Source organism: Ralstonia nicotianae (assembly GCF_018243235.1).
GTDB lineage: Bacteria > Pseudomonadota > Gammaproteobacteria > Burkholderiales > Burkholderiaceae > Ralstonia > Ralstonia nicotianae.
In genome coordinates this window covers 878,303-898,510 of the sequence record NZ_CP046675.1, presented here as the reverse complement: position 1 = coordinate 898,510, position 20,208 = coordinate 878,303, and the positions used below count along the sequence as shown (strand labels likewise).

The 20,208-nt window shown below is 68.9% G+C and carries 13 protein-coding genes; 4 read left to right on the top strand and 9 right to left on the bottom strand.

Annotated features, from left to right (window positions below):
• The gene (gene cls, locus GO999_RS20110; protein WP_058907264.1) at positions 1–1,434 is read right to left on the bottom strand and encodes a cardiolipin synthase; all 1,434 of its coding nucleotides are present in this window, start codon (positions 1,432–1,434) and stop codon (positions 1–3) included.
• Positions 1,435–1,615: 181 nt separating this feature from the next.
• Complete coding sequence (locus GO999_RS20105) at positions 1,616–1,756, bottom strand: entericidin A/B family lipoprotein (protein ID WP_011004496.1); 141 nt, start codon at positions 1,754–1,756, stop codon at positions 1,616–1,618.
• A 301-nt stretch (positions 1,757–2,057) separates the two neighbouring features.
• Here GO999_RS20105 and GO999_RS20100 point away from each other — a divergent pair, with 301 nt between their 5' ends.
• Positions 2,058–3,626 carry a methyl-accepting chemotaxis protein gene (locus GO999_RS20100; RefSeq protein ID WP_071507207.1) on the top strand — a complete coding sequence of 523 codons (1,569 nt, stop codon included), beginning with the start codon at positions 2,058–2,060 and terminating at the stop codon, positions 3,624–3,626.
• 28 nt (positions 3,627–3,654) lie between these two features.
• Here GO999_RS20100 and GO999_RS20095 read toward each other — a convergent pair whose 3' ends face one another.
• Complete coding sequence (locus GO999_RS20095; protein ID WP_071507194.1) at positions 3,655–5,055, bottom strand: bifunctional diguanylate cyclase/phosphodiesterase; 1,401 nt, start codon at positions 5,053–5,055, stop codon at positions 3,655–3,657.
• A 305-nt stretch (positions 5,056–5,360) separates the two neighbouring features.
• On the opposite strand from GO999_RS20095, the gene GO999_RS20090 reads away from it, so the two are divergent.
• A complete protein-coding gene (locus GO999_RS20090; protein ID WP_011004493.1) occupies positions 5,361–6,809 on the top strand; it encodes a cytochrome ubiquinol oxidase subunit I in 1,449 nt (482 codons plus the stop codon).
• Positions 6,799–7,809 carry a cytochrome d ubiquinol oxidase subunit II gene (gene cydB, locus GO999_RS20085; protein WP_011004492.1) on the top strand — a complete coding sequence of 337 codons (1,011 nt, stop codon included), beginning with the start codon at positions 6,799–6,801 and terminating at the stop codon, positions 7,807–7,809. Before GO999_RS20090 ends, cydB begins: the two co-directional genes overlap by 11 nt.
• Positions 7,810–7,848: 39 nt before the next feature.
• On the opposite strand, the gene GO999_RS20080 is transcribed toward cydB, so the two are convergent.
• Both GO999_RS20080 and GO999_RS20075 read right to left on the bottom strand, forming a co-directional pair.
• On the bottom strand, positions 7,849–8,757 hold the full coding sequence (locus GO999_RS20080) for a flagellar brake protein (protein ID WP_211907163.1): 909 nt from the start codon (positions 8,755–8,757) through the stop codon (positions 7,849–7,851).
• 259 nt (positions 8,758–9,016) lie between these two features.
• Entirely contained in the window at positions 9,017–9,493 is a 477-nt protein-coding gene (locus GO999_RS20075) for a hypothetical protein (protein ID WP_011004490.1), read from the bottom strand.
• A 625-nt stretch (positions 9,494–10,118) separates the two neighbouring features.
• Here GO999_RS20075 and GO999_RS20070 point away from each other — a divergent pair.
• Positions 10,119–11,465 (top strand): diguanylate cyclase domain-containing protein, encoded by a 1,347-nt coding sequence (locus tag GO999_RS20070; RefSeq protein WP_028854506.1) that lies wholly within the window; start codon positions 10,119–10,121, stop codon positions 11,463–11,465.
• A 66-nt stretch (positions 11,466–11,531) separates the two neighbouring features.
• Here GO999_RS20070 and GO999_RS20065 read toward each other — a convergent pair whose 3' ends face one another.
• The 4 genes from GO999_RS20065 to GO999_RS20050 all read right to left on the bottom strand — a co-directional run bounded on the left by GO999_RS20065 (position 11,532) and on the right by GO999_RS20050 (position 20,159).
• Complete coding sequence (locus GO999_RS20065) at positions 11,532–12,095, bottom strand: acyloxyacyl hydrolase (RefSeq protein ID WP_211907162.1); 564 nt, start codon at positions 12,093–12,095, stop codon at positions 11,532–11,534.
• 311 nt (positions 12,096–12,406) lie between these two features.
• Entirely contained in the window at positions 12,407–13,933 is a 1,527-nt protein-coding gene (locus tag GO999_RS20060) for an AdeC/AdeK/OprM family multidrug efflux complex outer membrane factor (protein WP_011004486.1), read from the bottom strand.
• A 2-nt stretch (positions 13,934–13,935) separates the two neighbouring features.
• Complete coding sequence (locus GO999_RS20055; RefSeq protein ID WP_011004485.1) at positions 13,936–17,037, bottom strand: multidrug efflux RND transporter permease subunit; 3,102 nt, start codon at positions 17,035–17,037, stop codon at positions 13,936–13,938.
• Complete coding sequence (locus tag GO999_RS20050) at positions 17,034–20,159, bottom strand: MdtB/MuxB family multidrug efflux RND transporter permease subunit (RefSeq protein WP_211907161.1); 3,126 nt, start codon at positions 20,157–20,159, stop codon at positions 17,034–17,036. The genes GO999_RS20055 and GO999_RS20050 overlap by 4 nt, the downstream gene beginning before the upstream one ends.
• Positions 20,160–20,208: the final 49 nt, after the last annotated feature.

The following is a 20,208-nucleotide window of genomic DNA, read 5'->3' as shown; positions in this document are numbered from 1 at the left end:
CTAGAGAATCGGCGCGAACAGCTTGGCCACATGCATCACCACGCGCCGCGCCGGGTGCGCATGCTCGTACTCGTCGCGGCCGATGCGCGTGGCGTGCGCAAAGTCCGCCTCCAGCATCTGCGCGACGTCATTGGCGAAGCGGTGATCCGCGGTGACGACCATCAGCTCGAAGTTCAGGCGGAACGAGCGGTTGTCGAGGTTGGCGCTGCCCACGGCGGCGGCCTCGTCGTCGATCAGCACCACCTTCTGGTGCAGGAAGCCCGGCAGGTAGCGGTAGATCTTCACCCCGGCGCGGATGGCCTGGTAGGCATACAGCGTGGAGGCGTGGAACACCACGCGATGGTCCGGCCGCGCCGGGATCAGGATGCGCACGTCCACGCCGCGCAGCACCGCGAGCCGCAGCGCGGCGAACACGGCCTCGTCGGGGATGAAGTACGGCGTGGTGATCCACAGCCGCTTGCGCGCCGACTGGATCGCCTCGACAAAGAACAGCGAGCACGTCTCCTGCGGATCGGCCGGGCCGCTGGCGACCACCTGGCAGACCATGTCCTCGCCCGGCCGCTCCCTCGGCACGATCAGCTGTGGCACTTCGTGCGCGGCCCAGTACCAGTCTTCGGCGAAGGTCAGCTGCAGGTCCATCACCGCCGCGCCGACGATTTCGATGTGGGTGTCGCGCCATGGCGCCAGCGGCGGATGCTCGCCCAGATATTCGGTGCCGACGTTGTGGCCGCCCACGTAGGCGCGCTCGCCGTCCACCACCACCAGCTTGCGGTGGTTGCGGAAGTTGAGCTGGAAGCGGTTGACGACGCCAGCATGGGTGGAAAACGGCCGCACCATCACGCCGCCGGCTTCGAGCTGCCGCACGTAGTGGCCGGGCAGGGCATGGCTGCCGATGCGGTCGAACAGGAAGTAGATGCGCACCCCGGCGCGGGCGCGCTCCAGCAGCGCCTCGGCCAGCCGGCGGCCGAGCGCGTCGTCGTGCACGATGAAGAACTGCACGAACAGGACCTGCCGCGCCGCTTTGATGGCGGCGAAGATGGCCTTGAACGTCTCGGCCCCGTTGACCAGCAGGCGTACCCGGTTGCGGGCCAGGCACGGCATGCCGGTCAGCCGCGGCAGGGCCTGCATGCACGCATGCTGCGGCGCGACCACGGCCGACTCATGGTCGCGCAGGCGGCGCCAGTCGTCGGAGAGCGTGATCTCGCGCAGGCGGGCATTGTGGAAGCGCCGGGCATCGACATAGCCGGCAAAGGTGCTGCGCCCGAAGATCAGGTAGGGGATCAGCGTGAACTCGGGCAGCGTGACGAGCGAGATGGCCCATGCGATGGCGCCCTGCGAGGTGCGCACCGTCAGCACGGCGTGCCCCGCGGCGAGCACGCCCACGCAGTGCACCAGGAAGATGAACGCGGCAAATGCAGTGGTACTGGTCGGCATCGAGGGATCGAAGGAGAAGCACGGCCGGGCACACAACAATGGGCGCATTCTGACATAGCGCGCGGCCGCGGCGGACAGGCACGGATGTCGCGCGACCCGTGCATGCCCGCGGCGGGCAACAAAAAACGCCGCATGGCGCGGCGTTTCGAGGCGGGGCCGGGTGTCCGGTCGACCGTCCGGATTACATCTTCTGCTTGGTGTTGTCGGCGGCGTTTTCCAGCTTCTGGCCGCCGGCCTGGATGTCCTTGCCGATGCCCGACATGGTGTTGCAGCCGGCCAGGACGGCACAGCCCAGGGCCAGCAAAGCGATCAGTTTCTTCATCTCTTTCCCCTAATGGATGGCGGCGCGGCACGCACGGGCGCCGCCAGGATCATGTGTTGCCGCCAGTGGTGGCGTATCGGTCATTCTAATGCGCTCCCCACCAGCGAAGGGTGCGCTGGCCGCATCTTTTTCACAGTCTTGCGGCTCCCTGAGGGCCCATACCGGACATCGGTGGGGAGGCCCTCCATTTCCGATGGCCCCCGCCGATATGTCCTTCTGGAGCAGCACGGGTGAGGACACGCGCGCGCCGACGCCGCGCCGCGCGGTACCCGCCCACGGACAACCAGAGGGGGAAATGCTCATGTGGAAGTGGATGGACTCCAGTATCCGGACACGCCTGACGGTGCTCGTCGCCGCCTTTGCCGTGATGATCGCGGCGGTGGGCGGCACCGGCATCGCCACCGGCCGGGCCACCAACGCCGATTTGCGCGCCGTCTACCTGGAAGATGCCAAGGGCCTCGACCTGCTGGCCAAGGACACGGCCAACCTGCTGTGGGCGCGCATCCACCTGACCAACTTCGATTCGGTGTCCTCGCCGGAAGAACTGGCCAAGCTGCTCAAGGACGCGCACGCGATGGTCGATGCGGCCAATGCGGCGTGGGCGGCGTTCACGCAACTGCCCATCCCCGACGCCGACCGGGCCCAACTGCAAGCCGCCGATGCCGCGCGCGCCCGGTTCGTCAAGACCGCGCTGGAACCGGCCATCACCGCGCTGGAGCGCAGCGACCTGACCACCTACCGCGATCTGAACACCACCCAGGTGCCGCAGCTGTTCGCGGTCTATGACGCCGCGCTGCAGCCGCTGGTCAAGGCGCGCTTCGCTTACGGCCAGGCCCGTTTCGACCGTTCGCAGTCGCGCTACGCCGCGAGCGTCTGGCTCTCGGGCGGCCTGCTGCTGGCCGCGCTGGTGCTGTCGGTGGTGGCGCGCGGCGTGTTGGGCCGCACGCTGGTGCGGCCGCTGGAGCGGGCCATCCACGTGTTCGAGCGCATGGCCGCGGGCGATCTCGCCACCCGCATGGACGAGCCCACCCGCGCCGGCCGCCGCGACGAGACCGCGCGCCTGATGCACGCCGTGGCGTCGATGCAGTCGAGCCTGCAGAAGATGGTCGGACAGGTCCGCACCGGCTCCGACTCGATCGCCAGCGCCACCAAGCAGATCGCCGCCGGCAACGCCGACCTGTCGCAGCGCACCGAACAGCAGGCTTCGTCGCTGGAGGAAACCGCCTCCAGCATGGAGGAGCTGACCTCGATCGTGAAGCAGAACGCGGACAACGCGCGCCAGGCGAGCACGCTGGCGGTCAACGCCTCCGATGTGGCGGTCAAGGGCGGCGAAGTGGTCGGCCGCGTGGTCGAGACCATGGCCGGCATCAACGGCAGCAGCAAGAAGATCGCCGACATCATCGGCGTGATCGAAGGGATTGCGTTCCAGACCAACATCCTGGCGCTGAACGCGGCGGTGGAAGCGGCCCGGGCCGGCGAGCAGGGTCGCGGCTTCGCGGTGGTGGCGGGCGAGGTGCGCAGCCTGGCGCAGCGCTCGGCCACGGCGGCCAAGGAAATCAAGGAACTGATCTCGGATTCGGTCGACCGCGTGCAGAATGGCTCGAAGCTGGTGGCCGAGGCCGGCACGGTGATCGACGAAGTGGTGGTGGCGGTCAAGCGCGTGACGGACATCATGGGCGAGATCAGCTCGGCGTCGGACGAGCAGAGCTCGGGCATCGAGCAGGTCAACCAGGCGGTGAACCAGATGGACGAGGTGACGCAGCAGAACGCGGCGCTGGTGGAGCAGGCCGCGGCCGCCGCCGAATCGCTGGAGGCGCAGGCCGAAGCGTTGCGGCAGGCGGTCTCGGCGTTCCGCGTGGGGCACGCTTGAGGCGAAGCGGCCGCCCGCGCGGCGGCCGTTACGGCATCAGATCGCGCGCGCGTTCGGCGATGACGCCCTGCGTATCGTCGATCCAGCGCGCCGGGAAGGGCTGCGACAGCAGGTAGCCCTGGATGACATCGCAGCGGCAGGCCCGCAAGGCCTGCAACTGGGCCGCCGTTTCCACCCGCGTGGCCGTGACGGGCACGCCGGCGTCGTGGGCCGCCACCACCAGGCGCTGCAGTGCGGTGTCGTCCCCGGCGCCGGAGACCGCGCCGACCACGCCGCGGTCGAGCTTGACCTGGTCCGGGCGGAACTGCGCCAGGCAGTCGAGGCTGTGCGCGGTCGCCCCGAAATCTTCCACCGCCACGCGCGCGCCGCAGGCATGCAGCGCATCCACGGCCTGCCGTGCCGCCGCGCCGGCCCGCAGCAGCGTGTGCTCGGACACCTCGAAGACCAGGCGCGCGGTGGGCACCGCGTGGCGCGCGGCAATGTCGCGTACCACCTCGCTCAGCTGCGGGTCGAGCAGTTGGGCATCCGACAGATTCACTGCGGCGTGCAGGTCCGGTTGGCGGGCCGTGCCGGCACGCTCGGCCTCTTCGCGCTGCAGGCCGGCGAGCATCTGCGCGGCATTGTCGAGCACCCAGTGCCCGACCTTGCGGATATCGCCGGTCTGCTCCAGGATCGGCAGGAAGTCCGCCGGCGCGACGCCGCCGAGTTCGGGCGAGATCCAGCGCAGCAGGAATTCGTAGCCGACGATCTGGCCGTTGACCAGGCTGAGCTGCGGCTGCAGGTTCAGGCTGAACTGCCGACGCGCCAGCGCATGCCGCAGCTGAGCCGCCAGCCGCGGATGCTCGCTGACGGGATCGTTTGTATCCGCGGCAATCCCGGGCGCGCCTGCCGTGGCGGCGGGGGCGTACATGGCCGGGCTCTGCTCGCCGCCGTGCTGCACATGGAAGAGGGCGCGGTCGGCCTGTTCGATCAGGCGGGCGGCGTCGGCCGGGGGACCATCGAACATGGTCATGCCGATGCTGCACGAGCACACCAGTTCGTAGCCCGCGGTGATGAACGGCCGCGTGAGCGAGGCCGAGATGCGGCGGGCCAGATCATGGACGGCCTGCGCCGACGCAAACGCGGCCGACGCGACCGCAAAGGTTTCCGGCCCGATCCGCCCGACCACGGGCGCGGCGCCATCCACGGCCTGGGGGCACAGCGCTTGCAGGCGTGATGCGCATTCGACCATGACGTTGCGCGCGGCGAGGGGCCCGAGCGAGGCTGCCGCCTCGGCAAAATGGTCGAAGCCGATCAGCAGCAGTGCGCCAACGCCGCCGGAGGGAACGGGATGCGGCGTCCGGGCCAGCAGCTGGACGAATCGTTCGCGGTCAGGCAATCCGGAAACGGGGTCCAGACCAGGCGGCGCGACAGACCTTGCGCGACTCATAGATGGGAATCGTCCTGCTAATGCCTTGATACGGATAACGCGGTGGGGACTGCTCGCCGCCGGCGACGCGTTCGCTGGATTGGGGGCGGGCCTGCAGCCATCATAAGCGGAAACCCGGCCCGGATGGCTGAATCCAGGTGCATTGTCGCGGGAATCGCACGTCGGCGGGGGCGGGCCGCCGCGATTCCCGCCGCGCGGCGGGCAACGGCATGCGGTTTGCGGCGGCATCGCGCCCTTGCAGGCTCGGTGGCAGGCACTATGCTTATCCGCACATGCTGGCTGCGACCGGCCCCCACGGGACTTGCATGCTGGAGGTGTCAGTGACATTCGACGCTCTGCTGTTGTCGCGCGTGCAATTTGCCTGGGTGGTGGCGCTGCATATCCTGCTGCCGGCGTTCACGGTGGGCCTGTCGTGCTTCGTGGCGACGCTCGAGGTGCGCTGGTGGATCACCAACGACGACGTGTTCCGCCGCCTGTCCACGTTCTGGACCAAGATCTTCGCGGTGTCGTTCGGCATGGGCGTGGTGTCGGGCATCGTGATGCCGTTCCAGTTCGGCACCAACTGGAGCCGGTTTTCCGATGCCGCCTCCAACGTGATCGGCTCCCTGATGGGCTACGAGGTGATCACGGCCTTCTTCCTGGAGGCGGGCTTCCTGGGGGTACTGCTGTTCGGGCGCAAGCTGGTGCCGCAGTGGGCCCACGTGCTGTCGGCGGTGATGGTGGCGCTCGGCACGGTGCTGTCGTCGTTCTGGATCCTGGCGGTCAACAGCTGGATGCAGACGCCGGTCGGCTTCGAGGTCGTCGATGGCCGCTACTTTCCCACCGACCTGCTGGCGGTGATCTTCAATCCCTCGTTTCCGTATCGCCTGGTGCATACCGTGACGGCCTTCGTGGTGACCACGGGCTTCGTCGTGCTGGCCGTGGGCGCGTATTACCTGCGGCGCGGGCGCTTCGTGGACGAGAGCCGCATCATGGTGCGCATGGCGCTGTTCTTCCTGGCGGTGATGGTGCCGCTGCAGATCGTGGTCGGCGACCTGCACGGGCTGAACACGCTGGAGCACCAGCCCGCCAAGCTGGCTGCAATGGAAGGACTGTGGGAGACGCGCACGCACGCGCCGGCCTCGCTGTTCGCGATTCCCGATGCGCAGGCCGAGACCAACCGCTACGAGATCGCCATCCCCGCGCTCGGCAGCCTGTACCTGACCCACCGCTGGGACGGCGAGGTCAAGGGCCTGAAGGATTTCCCGCGCGAAGACCGGCCGCCGGTGATCATCGTCTACTTCGCGTTCCGCATCATGGTGGGCGTCGCCATGCTGATGCTGGCCCTGGTGGCATGGGGCCTGCTGCTGCACCGGCGCGGCAGGCTGCTCCAGGCCGATGCGTATCTGCATGCGGCGACCTGGGGCGCGCCGCTGGGCTTCATCGCCGTGCTGGCGGGGTGGACCACCACCGAGGTCGGCCGCCAGCCCTGGGTGATCTACGGGCATTTGCGCACCGCCCAGGGCGTCACGCCCTCGCTGACGGCGGCCGACGTGGCGCTGTCGCTGGCCGGCTACATGCTCTGCTACCTGGTGATCTTCGGCGGCGGGCTGACGCTGCTGCTGCGGCTGGCGCGCGGCGGCCCGGGCGGGCACAACGTCGAGGAGCCGGAATTCACGCCGCACGAGCGTCCGGCCCGTCCGCTGTCCGCCGCCGGGGAGTCCGACGAGGCGGGCCATCCACCTCATCCGCGCGGAGGCCCCGATGCTGCTTGATCTCGTGCCCCTGTGGGCGGGCATCCTGGCCCTGGCCGTGCTGATGTACGTGCTGCTGGACGGATTCGACCTGGGCGTCGGCATGCTGTTCGGCATCCATCCCGACGAGGCGCACCGCAACACCATGATCGCCTCGGTCGCCCCGATCTGGGATTTCAACGAGACCTGGCTGATCCTCGGCGGCGGGGGCATGCTGGCGGCGTTTCCGCTGGCGTTCACGGTCATCATGCCGGCGCTGTATTTCCCCATCCTGATCATGCTGCTGGGGCTGCTGTTCCGGGGCGTGGCCTTCGAGTTTCGCGAGGTGGAGGGCGCGCACCGCCGCCTGTGGGACACCGGCTTCTATCTCGGCTCGTTCATCGCGACGTTCGCGCAGGGCGTGGTGCTGGGCAACTTCATCACCGGCTTTCCCGTGGAGGGGCGCCAGTTCTCCGGCTCCAGCTGGGACTGGGTCGCCCCGTTCCCGCTGCTGACCGGCGTCGGCCTGATCTTCGGCTACGCGCTGCAGGGCGCGACGTGGCTGGTGATGAAGACCGAGGGGGACTTGCAGGAATGGGCGCGCGTGCAGTCCCGCCGCTGCCTGTTCGGCGTGCTGGCCTTCATCGTGATGATCAGCATCTGGACGCCGCTGGCCGATGCCCGCATCGCCGCGCGCTGGTTCAGCTGGCCGAACCTGCTGATCTTCTCGCCGGTGCCGGTGCTGACCGCGCTGCTGACGTGGTGGCTGTGGGATTCGCTGGACAAGCGGCGCGAGCTGGCGCCGTTCTTTGCCTCGATCGGCCTGTTCTTCCTGGCCTACACGGGGCTCATCATCAGCCTCTGGCCCTTCGTGGCGCCGCCGCACATCACACTGTGGGATGCCGCGGCCGGGCCCAAGTCGCAGGGCTTCCTGCTGATCGGCACGCTGTTCCTGCTGCCGATCACGCTGCTGTATGTGGTGTGGTCGTACTACGTGTTCCGCGGCAAGGTGCGCGGCGACGTCGGCTACCACCATCTGTAAGCCGACGCCGCGGGCCCCGATGCCGGGGCCGTCAGGCCATCAGACGATGCGCTGGCCGCCCCACAGCAGCTGCTCGTAGATAAAGCATTGCAGCAGCATCTTCTGCGCGGCCGCCAGTTCCAGGAACTCCACGCCGTACTGGTAGACGTTGGGCAGGTCGCCGGCCGGCTTTTCGCTGCGGATCAGCGCGGGGGCCACCAGCTCGGAGTGGTAGTCGCGCGTCTTGACGCGGAAGCGCAGGCGGGCCGGCGCGCCGCTCACCTCCAGCCGATGCGCCGAGCGGAACGACGCCCCGGTGGTGCTGAGGTCGGAGATATGGATCATGCGCGGCGGCTCCCCGCTGACCAGCATCTTGCCGACCACGTTGGCGCGGATGCGCAGCGATTTGCGCAGCGGACGGCGCTTGATACGCCGCGGCGGCGACAGCACCGCGTATTCGAACGGCAGGCGGCAGACCGCCATCACCGTGCATTCGAAGCTGGCGATGCCCTCGCCCGAGAAGGAGTGGATCTCCAGCAGCTCGTCCTTCACCGGCATCAGGGAGCGGCCGTTGTCGGTGGGCACGGTGATGAGCAGGTGGCGCTGCGGGCTGTAGCCGATCACGCGGGCGCTGCCCTTGCTCTGGCCGGCGCCCGCCGTCAGGCGCACGGTCAGCACGCCGCCGGGGCGCAGGCCCAGCCGCTCCAGGGCGATCGACCGTTCGTCCGCCGGGGCGTCGTCCATGTCCGGGAGCAGGGGCTGGGGAAACTGCGAGTGGGCGAACTCGGCCGAAGCGGGCGTCGCCACGTCCATTCGCCGGTGCGGCCGGTGCAGCGTGAACAGCAGGTCGATTTCTTCGGGCGAGTGGATCACGTCGCCCTTGGGGACGAGCAGTTGCCCATCCGGCTCCAGCATGGGCCAGGGCAGGGGGGCGGCAAGGGGGATGTCGAGAGGTTGGAGTTCGATCATGGTGCGTCGGGGCGGCTGGGCCAGCGCTCCCGCAGTCATATACGGCGTGGCCGGACATAACTTTAAGCGCACCCGGGGTCGCTTGCGGGCCGGAGAGGGCGCGGCCCCTCCGATATGGGCATCGCAGATCACGCTGCCGTGGCCAGCCGGACCGTTCCACCGCAACGGGAGCGCGGCGCATGGCCGTGCCCGCGCGGTGCCTCGGGGCGGTGGCGCCCCGGTGGATGCGCGGCAATGCCCGCGCGGGAGGGGCCGCCCGTCAGCGCGGCCCGCCCGGGCTGCGCGCGACGGAGAGGAGGTCGGGGGAGAGGGTGATGTCGCCCGGGCCGGGGTCGGGCGCCGCCGGGGCATTGTCGCGCAGCCGCTCGACCACCAGGCGCACGTCGATGATGTCCGTCAGGCCCGTCGCTTCCAGCGACACCAGGGCGGCCAGCTGCGCGATCGCAAACGTATCCGCCAGCAGCGGCGTGTCGTCGAGCAGGTCGCCGGCGGGCTGCATGGCGCCGATGCCGGCGGCGGCGCTCCGGCCGACCGTCTCGTGCGACGTCTCGCGTGCGCGATAGGCGAAATAGGCGTCGGCGAAATGGACGCGATGGGCCTCGAAGACCCGCAGCGCGGCGGTCAGGGCGTCGTCGATCCAGGCCGGATCGATCGGTTCGACGGTCTCGGGAAGACCCGCCAGCTTGAGTGCATAGCGGGGTGTCCGTGTCCCCGGGGCGACAAAACTCAGTTCCATACCACCTCCCTGGCTGCTGGCTGTACCGCCGCTTGGCTGTGTGTAGAGAAAACCGTACCCCCCGACGCAATGCTTGAAGAATACCGGAGCACCGGGCAGGATGGCGCCTTTATTGTGCTTCCGGATACAGCGAAAGGTTGTCTGCAGGTGCAGACAACACCTCCATGTGGTGGAGCCTGCGCCTGAGCCTGGTGGACGTGTGCGGTGCACCGCGCATCATGTCACCTTAACCGAACGGTTAGCTGCTGCCGACCATCGGGGGGTGGTACATTGTCGCGTCCGGCGCCGCCGGATCGTGCCCGATACGCCGGGCGCGATACAACGCTGACGGGAATGACGCGGGGCGCGTTTCCTTCGCGTCGATCCAGGCATGTGAGGTGGGTGTACGTCCCCTCGCTGGAAGGGATTGCCCCGTTAATCAGCGGCTTCTATAGTCCGCCTCGATTTGCCGTGTTCACGCGCGGCACGGGCCCGCCAGCCACATGCGCGGCCCACGAGACCGGCATGGGGTACGACGCCAAGTGCCACCCGTTCGCCCTGTGCAGCCAGACGGCGCGCACCGGCGGGACGGCCGGCTCCAGACCAGAACCCCCCGGGACTGCCGCATTCGCGAAACTGCATCGCCATGCTTGAGGATCACCATTTGTACAAGGCAGCGATCGAACATTCGCCGATTGGAATCGGCCTGTGTGCGCCGAAGGGTCGCTTCCTAGACGTGAACCGTGCACTGTGCGCGCTGACCGGGCACGAAGCCCAGGCGCTGCGCGCACGCGACCTGTTCGACCTCTGCCACCCCGACTACGCCGCCCGCACCCGCGAACGGGTGGAAGCCCTGCTGGCCGGCGAGCAGGATGCCCTGTCGCTCGAGACCCGCTTCGTCCGGCCGGATGGCAGCACCGTGTGGGTGCAGGCGGATCTCGCGCTGGCGCGGGCGGAGGCGGGCGACGGCCAGGACGGGCACCTGATCGTCCAGGTGCAGGACGTGACGGCGCGGCGCCTGGCGCTGGAGTCGCTGCAGGCGTCCGAGCAGCGGCTGGCCTATGTGCTCGACGGCGCCGGGCTCGGCACGTTCGACTGGTCGATGCGGGTGCGCCATGTCTCTTTCAACCGCCGGACCGCCGAGATGCTCGGCTATGCGCACGACGAGCTGTCGACCGATCCGCAGGACTGGTTCGCCATGGTGCATCCGCAGGATGCCGTCCTGAGCGTGCGCCGCATCTACCGGCATCTGCGCGGCGACGCCGACAGCTTCGAGGTCGAGCAGCGCCTGCGCAACCAGGAGGGCCAGTGGGTCTGGATGTCGGCGCGCGGGCGCGTGACCCAGCGCGATGCCCTCGGGATCGCCGTGCGCGTGAGCGGCACGCTGCAGGACGTCACCCGGCGCCGCGCCATGCTGGATCAGGCGCACCATCTCGCGCTGCACGATCCGCTGACCGACCTGCCCAATGCCCGCCTGCTGCGCGACCGGCTGTTCGTCGCCATCCAGGCTGCCCGCCGCGCCGGCAGCCTGGTCGCCGTGGTGTTCGTCGACCTGGACCGCTTCAAGCCGGTCAACGATGAATACGGCCACGGGGTCGGCGACCTGGTCCTCAAGGCCACGGCCATGCGCCTGCGCAGCGGCCTGCGCGCTTCGGACACCGTCGCGCGGCTGGGCGGCGACGAGTTTGTCGCCGTGCTCACGCACTGCCAGACGCGGGACGATGTCGAGCAGACCGTCGAGCGGCTGATCGAGCAGCTGCAGGCCCCGTTCCGGGTGGAGGGGCATGTGCTGTCGATGGGCGTGAGCGCCGGCGTGGCGCTTTACCCGTCGGACGGGCGCGATGCCCAGACGCTGATCCGCTGCGCCGACGCCGCGATGTACGAAGTCAAGCGTGCCGGCGGCAACGATTTCGGCTTCCACGCCTCGCTCAACTACGAGCGCCTGATGAGCATGCGCCAGCGCGGTCCCGATCCCGATACGGACGCGCACTGAGCGCCCAAAGTCAAACGGCCTGCCACTGCGGCAGGCCGTTTTTGTCAGGGCGGTGCGTGGACCGGCTCAGAAGGTGTAGCGCAAGTACAGCTCGTTCAGGTCCGTGCCCGGGTTCGGGCGCTTGATGCTGGCATTCGACAGGTGCTCGAAGCGGTAGCCTACCTGGAACTGCTGCCTGCTGCCGAAGGCCACGCCCACGCCGATCATGTCGGAGAACTGGAAGGCCGTGCTGAAGTTGTGCTCGTCCGAGGTGCGGGTATGCGACAGCAGGCGCGGGCCGATGCCGGCTTCGATGAACGGCACCCACGAGCCGCCGCGCTTCTCCAGGCGGAACAGCGGCGTCACGCCGAATTCGGTCAGGTTCTGGCGGTTGGTGCCCTTGGTCGAGCGCCACTGGCCGAGCGCGATTTCCCAGTCCAGGTTCAGGAACCAGCCCTGCGGGTTGCCCCAGTGGAAGCCGGAGTCGAAATCGATGTCGACGCCGTATTTCTCGATGCCGTGGCGGTTGTCGCGGCCGTAGATGGCGCGCACGGACGGATCGGCCTGGGCCGGGGCGGCGGCAAGGAGCGTGGTGGCGGAGACGGCGGCAGCCAGCAGTTTGGCGGAACGGGGAAGCGCGGATCGGGTCATCAGAGAGAGCTTGACGGTGGTTGTGTAGCGCGCGGGAATTGCACGGGTACGTCAACAGCCGGCCACGCGCGCGGCGGACATGGCGGCAAGCAAACAGCGGGCCGGCCAGGTGCCAACGGCCGGCATGACACGGCCCGCACGCAAACCGCGCGCCCGCGCCGCGAACATCCTCTGCCCCGTCAGTCGCCAGGGGCAAAACTGAAAAAAATTCTGACGATTATAGGTCGATCCGACGGGCAGCGTGCAGCCTACCCCACAAGGGGTTATTGCCGGTGCTGCAACGCGCGGGGTTGCCCGGGGCCGGGCGGCGGCTATTGCGCGGGCGCGGTGGCGGAGGCCGCCCGGGCGGCGGCCGGGCCCACCGCCGGGACTTCGCCATGCCAGCCGCCGCCCAGCGCCTTGACCAGCAGCACGGCGGCCGAATAGCGCTTGCCCTGCAGCGTCAGCAGCGTTCGTTCCGCGGTGTAGGCGGTGGCCTGGGCGGTGATGACTTCGAGGAAGCTGATGGTGCCCGCGCGGTAGCGGTTGAGGTCGAGCTGGGCCGCTTCCTGGGCGGATTGGACGGCATCGTTCTGCACGTCGAATTCCTGGGCCTGCCAGCGCAGCGCGGCGAGGTTGTCCTCGACGTCCTGGAAGGCGCCGAGCACGGTCTGGCGGTAGGTGCCGACGGCCGCATCGTAGGCGGCGCCGGCCTTGTTCACCGCCGCGTTGAGGGCGCCGCCCTCGAACAGGGTGGCGGCCAGCGTCGGGCCGATCGACCAGATGCGGCTGGGCAGCGTTGCCAGCCGCGACAGCGTATTGGCCGACAAGCCGGCGGAGGCGCCCAGCGTGAGGGTCGGGAAATAGGCTGCCTTGGCGACGCCGATATTGGCATTCGCCTGCGCCACGCGCCGTTCGGCCGCGGCGATGTCGGGCCGGCGCTCCAGCACCGTCGACGGGATCTCGAGCGGAATGTCGGGCAGCGGCGGCAGTTCCTGCGCGGTCGCGGCGCTGACCGGCGCCAGGGAGAACGCCGAGGGCGACTTGCCGATCAGCACGGCGATCGCGTGCTCCAGCTGCGCCCGCGTGACCTCGGCGTCGAGCAGCAGCGCCTGGGTCTGCTTGAGCTGCGTCTGCGCGGTGAGCACGTCGGAGCGCTGCGCCACGCCGACCGCGTACTGGTTCTGCGTCAGCTGCAGGAAGCGCTCGTAGTCGGCCACGGTGCGCCGCAGGACGGCCTTCTGCGTATCGGTGACCCGCAACTGGAAGTAATCCTGCGCGAGTGTCGCCTGGGCCGAGAGCAGCGCCGAGGCCAGGTCGCCGGCGCTGGCTTCGGCGCTGGCCTTGTTGGACTCCACCGTGCGGCGGATGCGGCCCCACAGGTCCAGTTCCCAGCTGGCGTCGAGCGTCAGGCTCTGGGTGTTGGTGATGCTCGGCGAGCCGGTGGACAGGCTGCCGTCGGCATTGGTGGTGGTGCGCACCGAGCGGCTGCGGCTGGCCGAGGCGCTCGCGCTGATGGTCGGGAAGAACTGCGCGCGCGCCGACTGCACCAGCGCCTGTGCCTGACGGTATTGCGCCTCGGCCACCAGGATGTTCTGGTTGGCGGCGGCCACCTGCTCTTCGAGCGCGTTGAGCTGCGCGTCGCCGAAGATCTCCCACCATTTGCCGCGGGTGATGGCATCGCTCGGGGTGCCGACTTTCCAGTCTCCGGCGGTTTCCTTGTACTGCTGCGGCACGTCGGCCGACGGGCGCTTGTAGTCGGGGCCGACGGCGCAGGCCGTCATCAGCGCGCAGGCGGCCAGCGCCATCGCGCGCAGCAGCAGCGGGGAGGGTCGGAGGGCGTGGGTGCCTCTTGTCATGTTCAGCTTCCTTGCGAATCCAGTGCGGGCAGCGGTGCGTCCTTGACGCGGCCGCCGCGGCGCAGGCGCAGCCGGTCGAGCGCCAGGTAGACCACCGGCGTGGTGTAGAGCGTCAGGATCTGGCTGACCAGCAGCCCGCCGACGATGGAGATCCCCAGCGGCTGGCGCAGCTCCGCGCCGTCGCCGTGGCCGAGCGCGAGCGGCAGCGCGCCCAGCAGCGCGGCCATGGTCGTCATCAGGATCGGGCGGAAGCGCAGCACGCAGGCGTGGAAGATGGCGTCCGCCGGGCTCATGCCCTGGCTGCGCTCGGCCTCCAGTGCGAAGTCGATCATCATGATCGCGTTCTTCTTGACGATGCCGATCAGCAGGATCACGCCGATCAGCGCGATGACCGAGAAGTCGGTGTCCGTGACGATCAGCGCCAGCAGCGCGCCCACCCCCGCCGACGGCAGCGTCGACAGGATCGTGATCGGGTGCACGTAGCTCTCGTACAGCACGCCCAGCACGATGTAGATGGTGATCAGCGCAAACAGGATCAGCACCGGCTGACTGGAGAGCGAATCCTGGAACGCCCGCGCCGTGCCCTGGAAGCTGCCGTGCACCGTGGTCGGTACGCCGATGCGGTTCATGGCGTCCTGGATCTGCTGCGTGGCGGCCGACAGCGAGGCGCCGGGCGCCAGGTTGAACGAGAGCGTGCTGGCGGCGAACTGGCCCTGGTGGTTGACCGCCAGCGGCGTGTTGGTCGGCCCGTAGTGCGAGAAGGTGGACAGCGGCACCTGGGCGCCCGACGCGGTGATCAGGTAGATGTCGCGCAGCCCCTCCGGGTTCTGCCAGTACTGCGGCGCGGCCTCCATCACGACCCGGTACTGGTTGAGCGGGTTGTAGATGGTCGACACCTGGCGCTGGCCGAAGGCGTTGTTGAGCGCGTTGTCGATGTCCTTGGGCGTGATGCCCAGCGCCATCGCCTTGTCGCGGTCGAACACCAGCGCGGTCTGCTGGCCCTTGTCCTGCGCGTCGGTGTTGACGTCCACCAGCGACTTGATCTGCGTGAGCGCCTGCCGGATCTTCGGCTCCCAGGCGCGCAGCTCTTCGAGGTTGTCGGCCTGCAGCGTGTACTGGTACTGCGCGTTGCTGGGGCGGCCGCCGATGCGGATGTCCTGCACGGCCTGCAGGAACAGGTTGGCACCGGGCTCGCGCGCGAGCTTGCCGCGCAGGCGGTTGATGACCTGGTCGGCCGACAGCTTGCGCTCGGCCAGCGGCTTGAGCTGGATGAACATCTGCCCGCTGTTGATCTGGCTGCCGCCGGTGAAGCCGACCACGTTCTCCACCGCCGGGTCCTGCTGGACGATGTGGATGAAATCGACCAGCTTGGTCCGCATGGCCTGGAACGAGATCGCCTGGTCGGCCTGGATGAAGCCCATCAGGCGGCCCACGTCCTGCTGCGGGAAGAAGCCCTTGGGCACCACGACGTACAGGTAGCCGTTCAGGCACACCGTGGCCAGCAGGATCAGCAGCGTCAGCCAGCTGTGGCGCAGCGCCCACGCCAGCGAATGGCGATAGCCGTCGAGCAGGAGGTTGAAGAAGCCCTCGGTCTTGCGGTGGAACCAGCCGGGCTCTTCCTCGCTGGCGGGCTTGAGCAGGCGTGCGCACATCATCGGCGTGGTGGTCAGCGAGATCGCCAGCGACACCAGGATCGCCACCGACAGCGTGACCGCGAACTCCCGGAACAGCCGCCCCACGATGCCGCCCATCATCAGCAGCGGAATGAACACGGCGATCAGCGAAAAGCTCATCGACACCACCGTGAAGCCGACCTCGCGCGCCCCCTTGAGCGCGGCCTGCATCGGTCGCATGCCGTTCTCGATGTGGCGCGAGACGTTCTCCAGCACCACGATGGCGTCGTCGACCACGAAGCCGGTGGCCACCGTCAGCGCCATCAGCGAGAGGTTGTCGAGGCTGTAGCCGCACAGGTACATCACGCCGAAGGTGCCGATCAGCGACACCGGCACCGCCACGCTGGGGATGAGCGTGGCGCGCAGGTTGCGCAGGAACAGGTAGACCACCATGATGACCAGCCCGATCGACAGCATCAGCGTGCGCTCGACGTCCCGCAGCGAGGCGCGGATGGTGGGCGTGCGGTCCATCATCACGTCCAGGTTGATCTGGGCGGGGATGGTGTTGCGCAGGTAGGGCAGGATGGCGTTGATGCGGTCGACCGTGTCGATGATGTTGGCGCCCGGCTGCCGGTTGATGATCAGCAGCACCGAGGGCTTGCCGTTGGCCGAGCCGTAGTTGCGGATGTCCTGCACGCTGTCGGTCACCTCGGCCACGTCCGACAGGCGCACGGGCGCGCCGTTGCGGTAGGCGATGATGAGCGGCTTGTACTCCTCGGCGTGCCTGGCCTGGTCGTTGGCGTAGAGCGTCCAGACGCGGTTGCCGGCTTCCAGCATGCCCTTGGGCTTGTTGGCGTTGGTGGCGGTGATGACGGTGCGCACGGTCTCGGTCGAGATGCCGTACTTGTTCAGTGCCGTCGGGTTCAGCTCCACCCGCACCGCCGGCAGCGATGCGCCGCCGATGTTGACCTGCCCCACGCCCGTGATCTGCGACAGCTTCTGCGCCAGGATGGTCGAGGCCGCGTCGTACAGCTCGCCGCGCGACTTGGTGTCGGAGGTCAGCCCCAGGATCATGATCGGCGCGTCGGCCGGGTTGACCTTGCGGTAGGTCGGGTTGCTCGGCAGGCCCGAGGGCAGCAGGCTGCGCGAGGCGTTGATGGCGGCCTGCACGTCGCGTGCCGCGCCGTCGATGTCGCGCGACAGGTCGAACTGCAGCGTCACGCGCGTCGAGCCCAGCGCGCTCTGCGAGGTCATCTCGGTGATGCCGGCGATGCGGCCGAGCGAGCGCTCCAGCGGCGTCGCCACGGTGGCGGCCATGGTCTCGGGGCTGGCGCCGGGCAGCGATGCGTTGACCGAGATGGTGGGGAAGTCCACCTGCGGCAGCGGCGACACCGGCAGCAGGTTGAACGCCGCGATGCCGGCCAGCGCCACGCCGATGGTCAGCAGCGCGGTGGCGACCGGCCGGGCGATGAAGGTGGCGGACAGGTTCATGGCTGGCTGCCGGACTGGTCAGCGCCGGTGCGGCGGGCGGCGCGGCGCTCGCGCCAGTCGCGCAGGCGGTGGCCCAGGCTGTCGAAGGCCAGGTAGATGACCGGCGTGGTGAACAGCGTCAGCACCTGGCTGACCAGCAGCCCGCCCACCATGGTGATGCCCAGCGGCTGGCGCAGCTCGGAGCCCACGCCGGTGCCCAGCATCAGGGGCAGGGCGCCCAGCAGGGCCGCCATGGTCGTCATCAGGATCGGCCGGAAGCGCAGCAGGCACGCCTGGTAGATGGCATCGCGCGGGGCCATGCCCTGCTCGCGCTCGGCCTCCAGCGCGAAGTCGATCATCATGATCGCGTTCTTCTTGACGATGCCGATCAGCAGGATGATGCCGATGATGGCGATGATGCCCATGTCCTTGCCGGAGACCAGCAGCGACAGCAGCGCGCCCACGCCCGCCGAGGGCAGCGTCGACAGGATCGTCACCGGGTGGATCGTGCTCTCGTACAGCACGCCCAGCACGATGTACATGGTGATGATGGCGGCCAGGATCAGCCACAGCTCGTTGGACAGCGACGACTGGAACGCCAGCGCCGCGCCCTGGAAGCTGGTCTGCATGCTGGCCGGCAGGCCGATCGCCTGCTCGGCGGCGTTGATCGCGTCGACCGCCGCGCCCAGCGACGCTCCGCTCGCCAGGTTGAACGAGATGGTGGCCGACGGGAACTGGCCCTGGTGGTTGACCACCAGCGAGCCCGGTTGCTCCACCACCGTGGCGAAGGCGCCCAGCGGCACCTGCTGGCCGCCGGTGGACGCCACGCGCAGGTCGTACAGCGACTGCGGCCCCTTCTGCAGCTGCGGAGCGGCCTCCAGCACCACGCGGTACTGGTTCGACTGGGTGAAGATGGTCGATATCAGGCGCTGGCCGTACGCGCTGTACAGCGCGCTGTCCACCGCCGCCGTGGTGACGCCGTAGACGGCGGCCTTGTCGCGGTCGATCTGCACGTAGGCGCGCAGGCCGTTGTCTTGCAGGTCGCTGGCGACGTCGCGCAGCTCACCGGTCTGCTGCAGGCGCTCCACCAGCCTGGGCACCCACTTGGACAGGTTGTTCGGGTCGGGGTCTTCCACCGTGAACTGGTACTGCGTGCGGCTGACGCGGTCTTCGATGGTCAGGTCCTGCACCGGCTGCATGAACAGCGAGATGCCGCCCACCTTGGCCAGCTCCGGCTGCAGGCGCTGGATGATCTCGGTGGCATCGGCGTCGCGCGCGTCCTTGGGCTTGAGGTTGATCAGCATGCGGCCGCTGTTGAGCGTGGTGTTGGTGCCGTCCACGCCGATGAACGACGACAGGCTCTCCACCGCCGGGTCCTTGAGGATCACCTCGGCCAGCTTCTGCTGCCGCTCGGCCATGGCCGGGAACGAGATCGACTGCGTCGCATCCGAGATGCCCTGGATCACGCCCGTGTCCTGCACCGGGAAGAAGCCCTTGGGCACGTAGACGTACAGCAGCCCCGTCAGCGCCAGCGTGCCGATGGCGACCAGCAGCGTGGTGCGCTGGCGGTCCAGCACCCATTGCAGCATGCGGCCGTATTGCGCGATCACGTTGTCGAAGAACTGGCCGGCGGCGTGATAGAAGCGGGTCTGCTCGGGCTCGGGAATGTGCCGCAGCAGGCGCGCGCACATCATCGGCGTGAGCGTGAGCGAGACCACCGCGGAAATCAGGATCGACACCGCCAGCGTGATGGCGAACTCGCGGAACAGCCGCCCCACCACATCGCTCATGAACAGCAGCGGGATCAGCACGGCGATCAGCGAGAACGTCAGCGAGATGATGGTGAAGCCGATCTGCCTGGCGCCCTTGAGCGCGGCTTCCATGGGCGGGTCGCCGTCTTCGATGTAGCGGGCGATGTTCTCGATCATGACGATGGCGTCGTCCACCACGAAGCCGGTGGCGATGGTCAGCGCCATCAGCGTGAGGTTGTTGACCGAGAAGCCGGCCAGGTACATCACGCCGAAGGTGCCCACCAGCGACAGCGGCACCGCCACCGCCGGGATGATGGTGGCCGGTATGTTGCGCAGGAACAGGAAGATCACCATCACCACCAGCGCCACCGCCAGCAGCAGCTCGAACTGCACGTCGGCCACGGAGGCGCGGATGGTGGTGGTGCGGTCGGTCAGCACCGCCACGTCGATGTTGGCGGGCAGGGTGTCCTTGAGCTGCGGCAGCAGGGCCTTGGCGCGGTTGACCACGTCGATCACGTTGGCGCCCGGCTGGCGCTGCACGTTGAGGATGATCGCCGGCGTGGTGTTGGCCCAGGCGGCCAGCTTGCTGTTCTCGGCGCCATCGATGATCTGCGCCACGTCGGTCAGGCGGATCGGCGCGCCGTTCTTGTAGGCGACGATCATCGTGCCGTATTCGGCGGCCGAGCGCAGCTGGTCGTTGGCGTCGATGGTGGAGGCGCGCATCGGCCCGTCGAAGCTGCCCTTGGCGCCGTTGACGTTGGCGTTGCCGATGGCGGTGCGGATGTCGTCGATCGACAGCCCGAGCGCCGCCAGCGCCTGCGTGTTGGCCTGGATGCGCACCGCCGGCCGCTGCCCGCCGCTGATGCTCACCAGGCCGATGCCCGGCAGCTGCGACAGCTTCTGCGCGACGCGCGTGTCGACGATGTCTTCCAGCTTGGGCAGCGGCAGCGTCCTGGAGGTGATGGCCAGCGTCAGGATCGGCGCATCGGCCGGGTTGACCTTGCTGTAGATCGGCGGCATCGGCAGGTCGGTCGGCAGCAGGTTGCCGGCCGCGTTGATGGCCGCCTGCACCTCCTGCTCGGCGATGTCGAGCGACAGCGACAGGTCGAACTGCAGCGTGATGACGGACGCGCCGCCCGAGCTGGCGGAGGTCATCTGCTTGAGGCCCGGCATCTGGCCGAACTGGCGCTCCAGCGGCGCGGTGATCGACGAGGTCATCACGTCGGGGCTGGCGCCCGGGTAGAGCGTCGTCACCTGGATGGTGGGGTAGTCCACCTCCGGCAGCGCGGACAGCGGCAGCATCCGGTACGCCACCAGGCCCGACAGCAGGATGGCGACCATCAGCAGGGTCGTCGCCACGGGCCGCAGGATGAAGATTCGGGAGGGATTCATGCCGGCTGGGAATTCGAGACGTCGTCGGGCGCGGGGCGCGGCTGCGTGA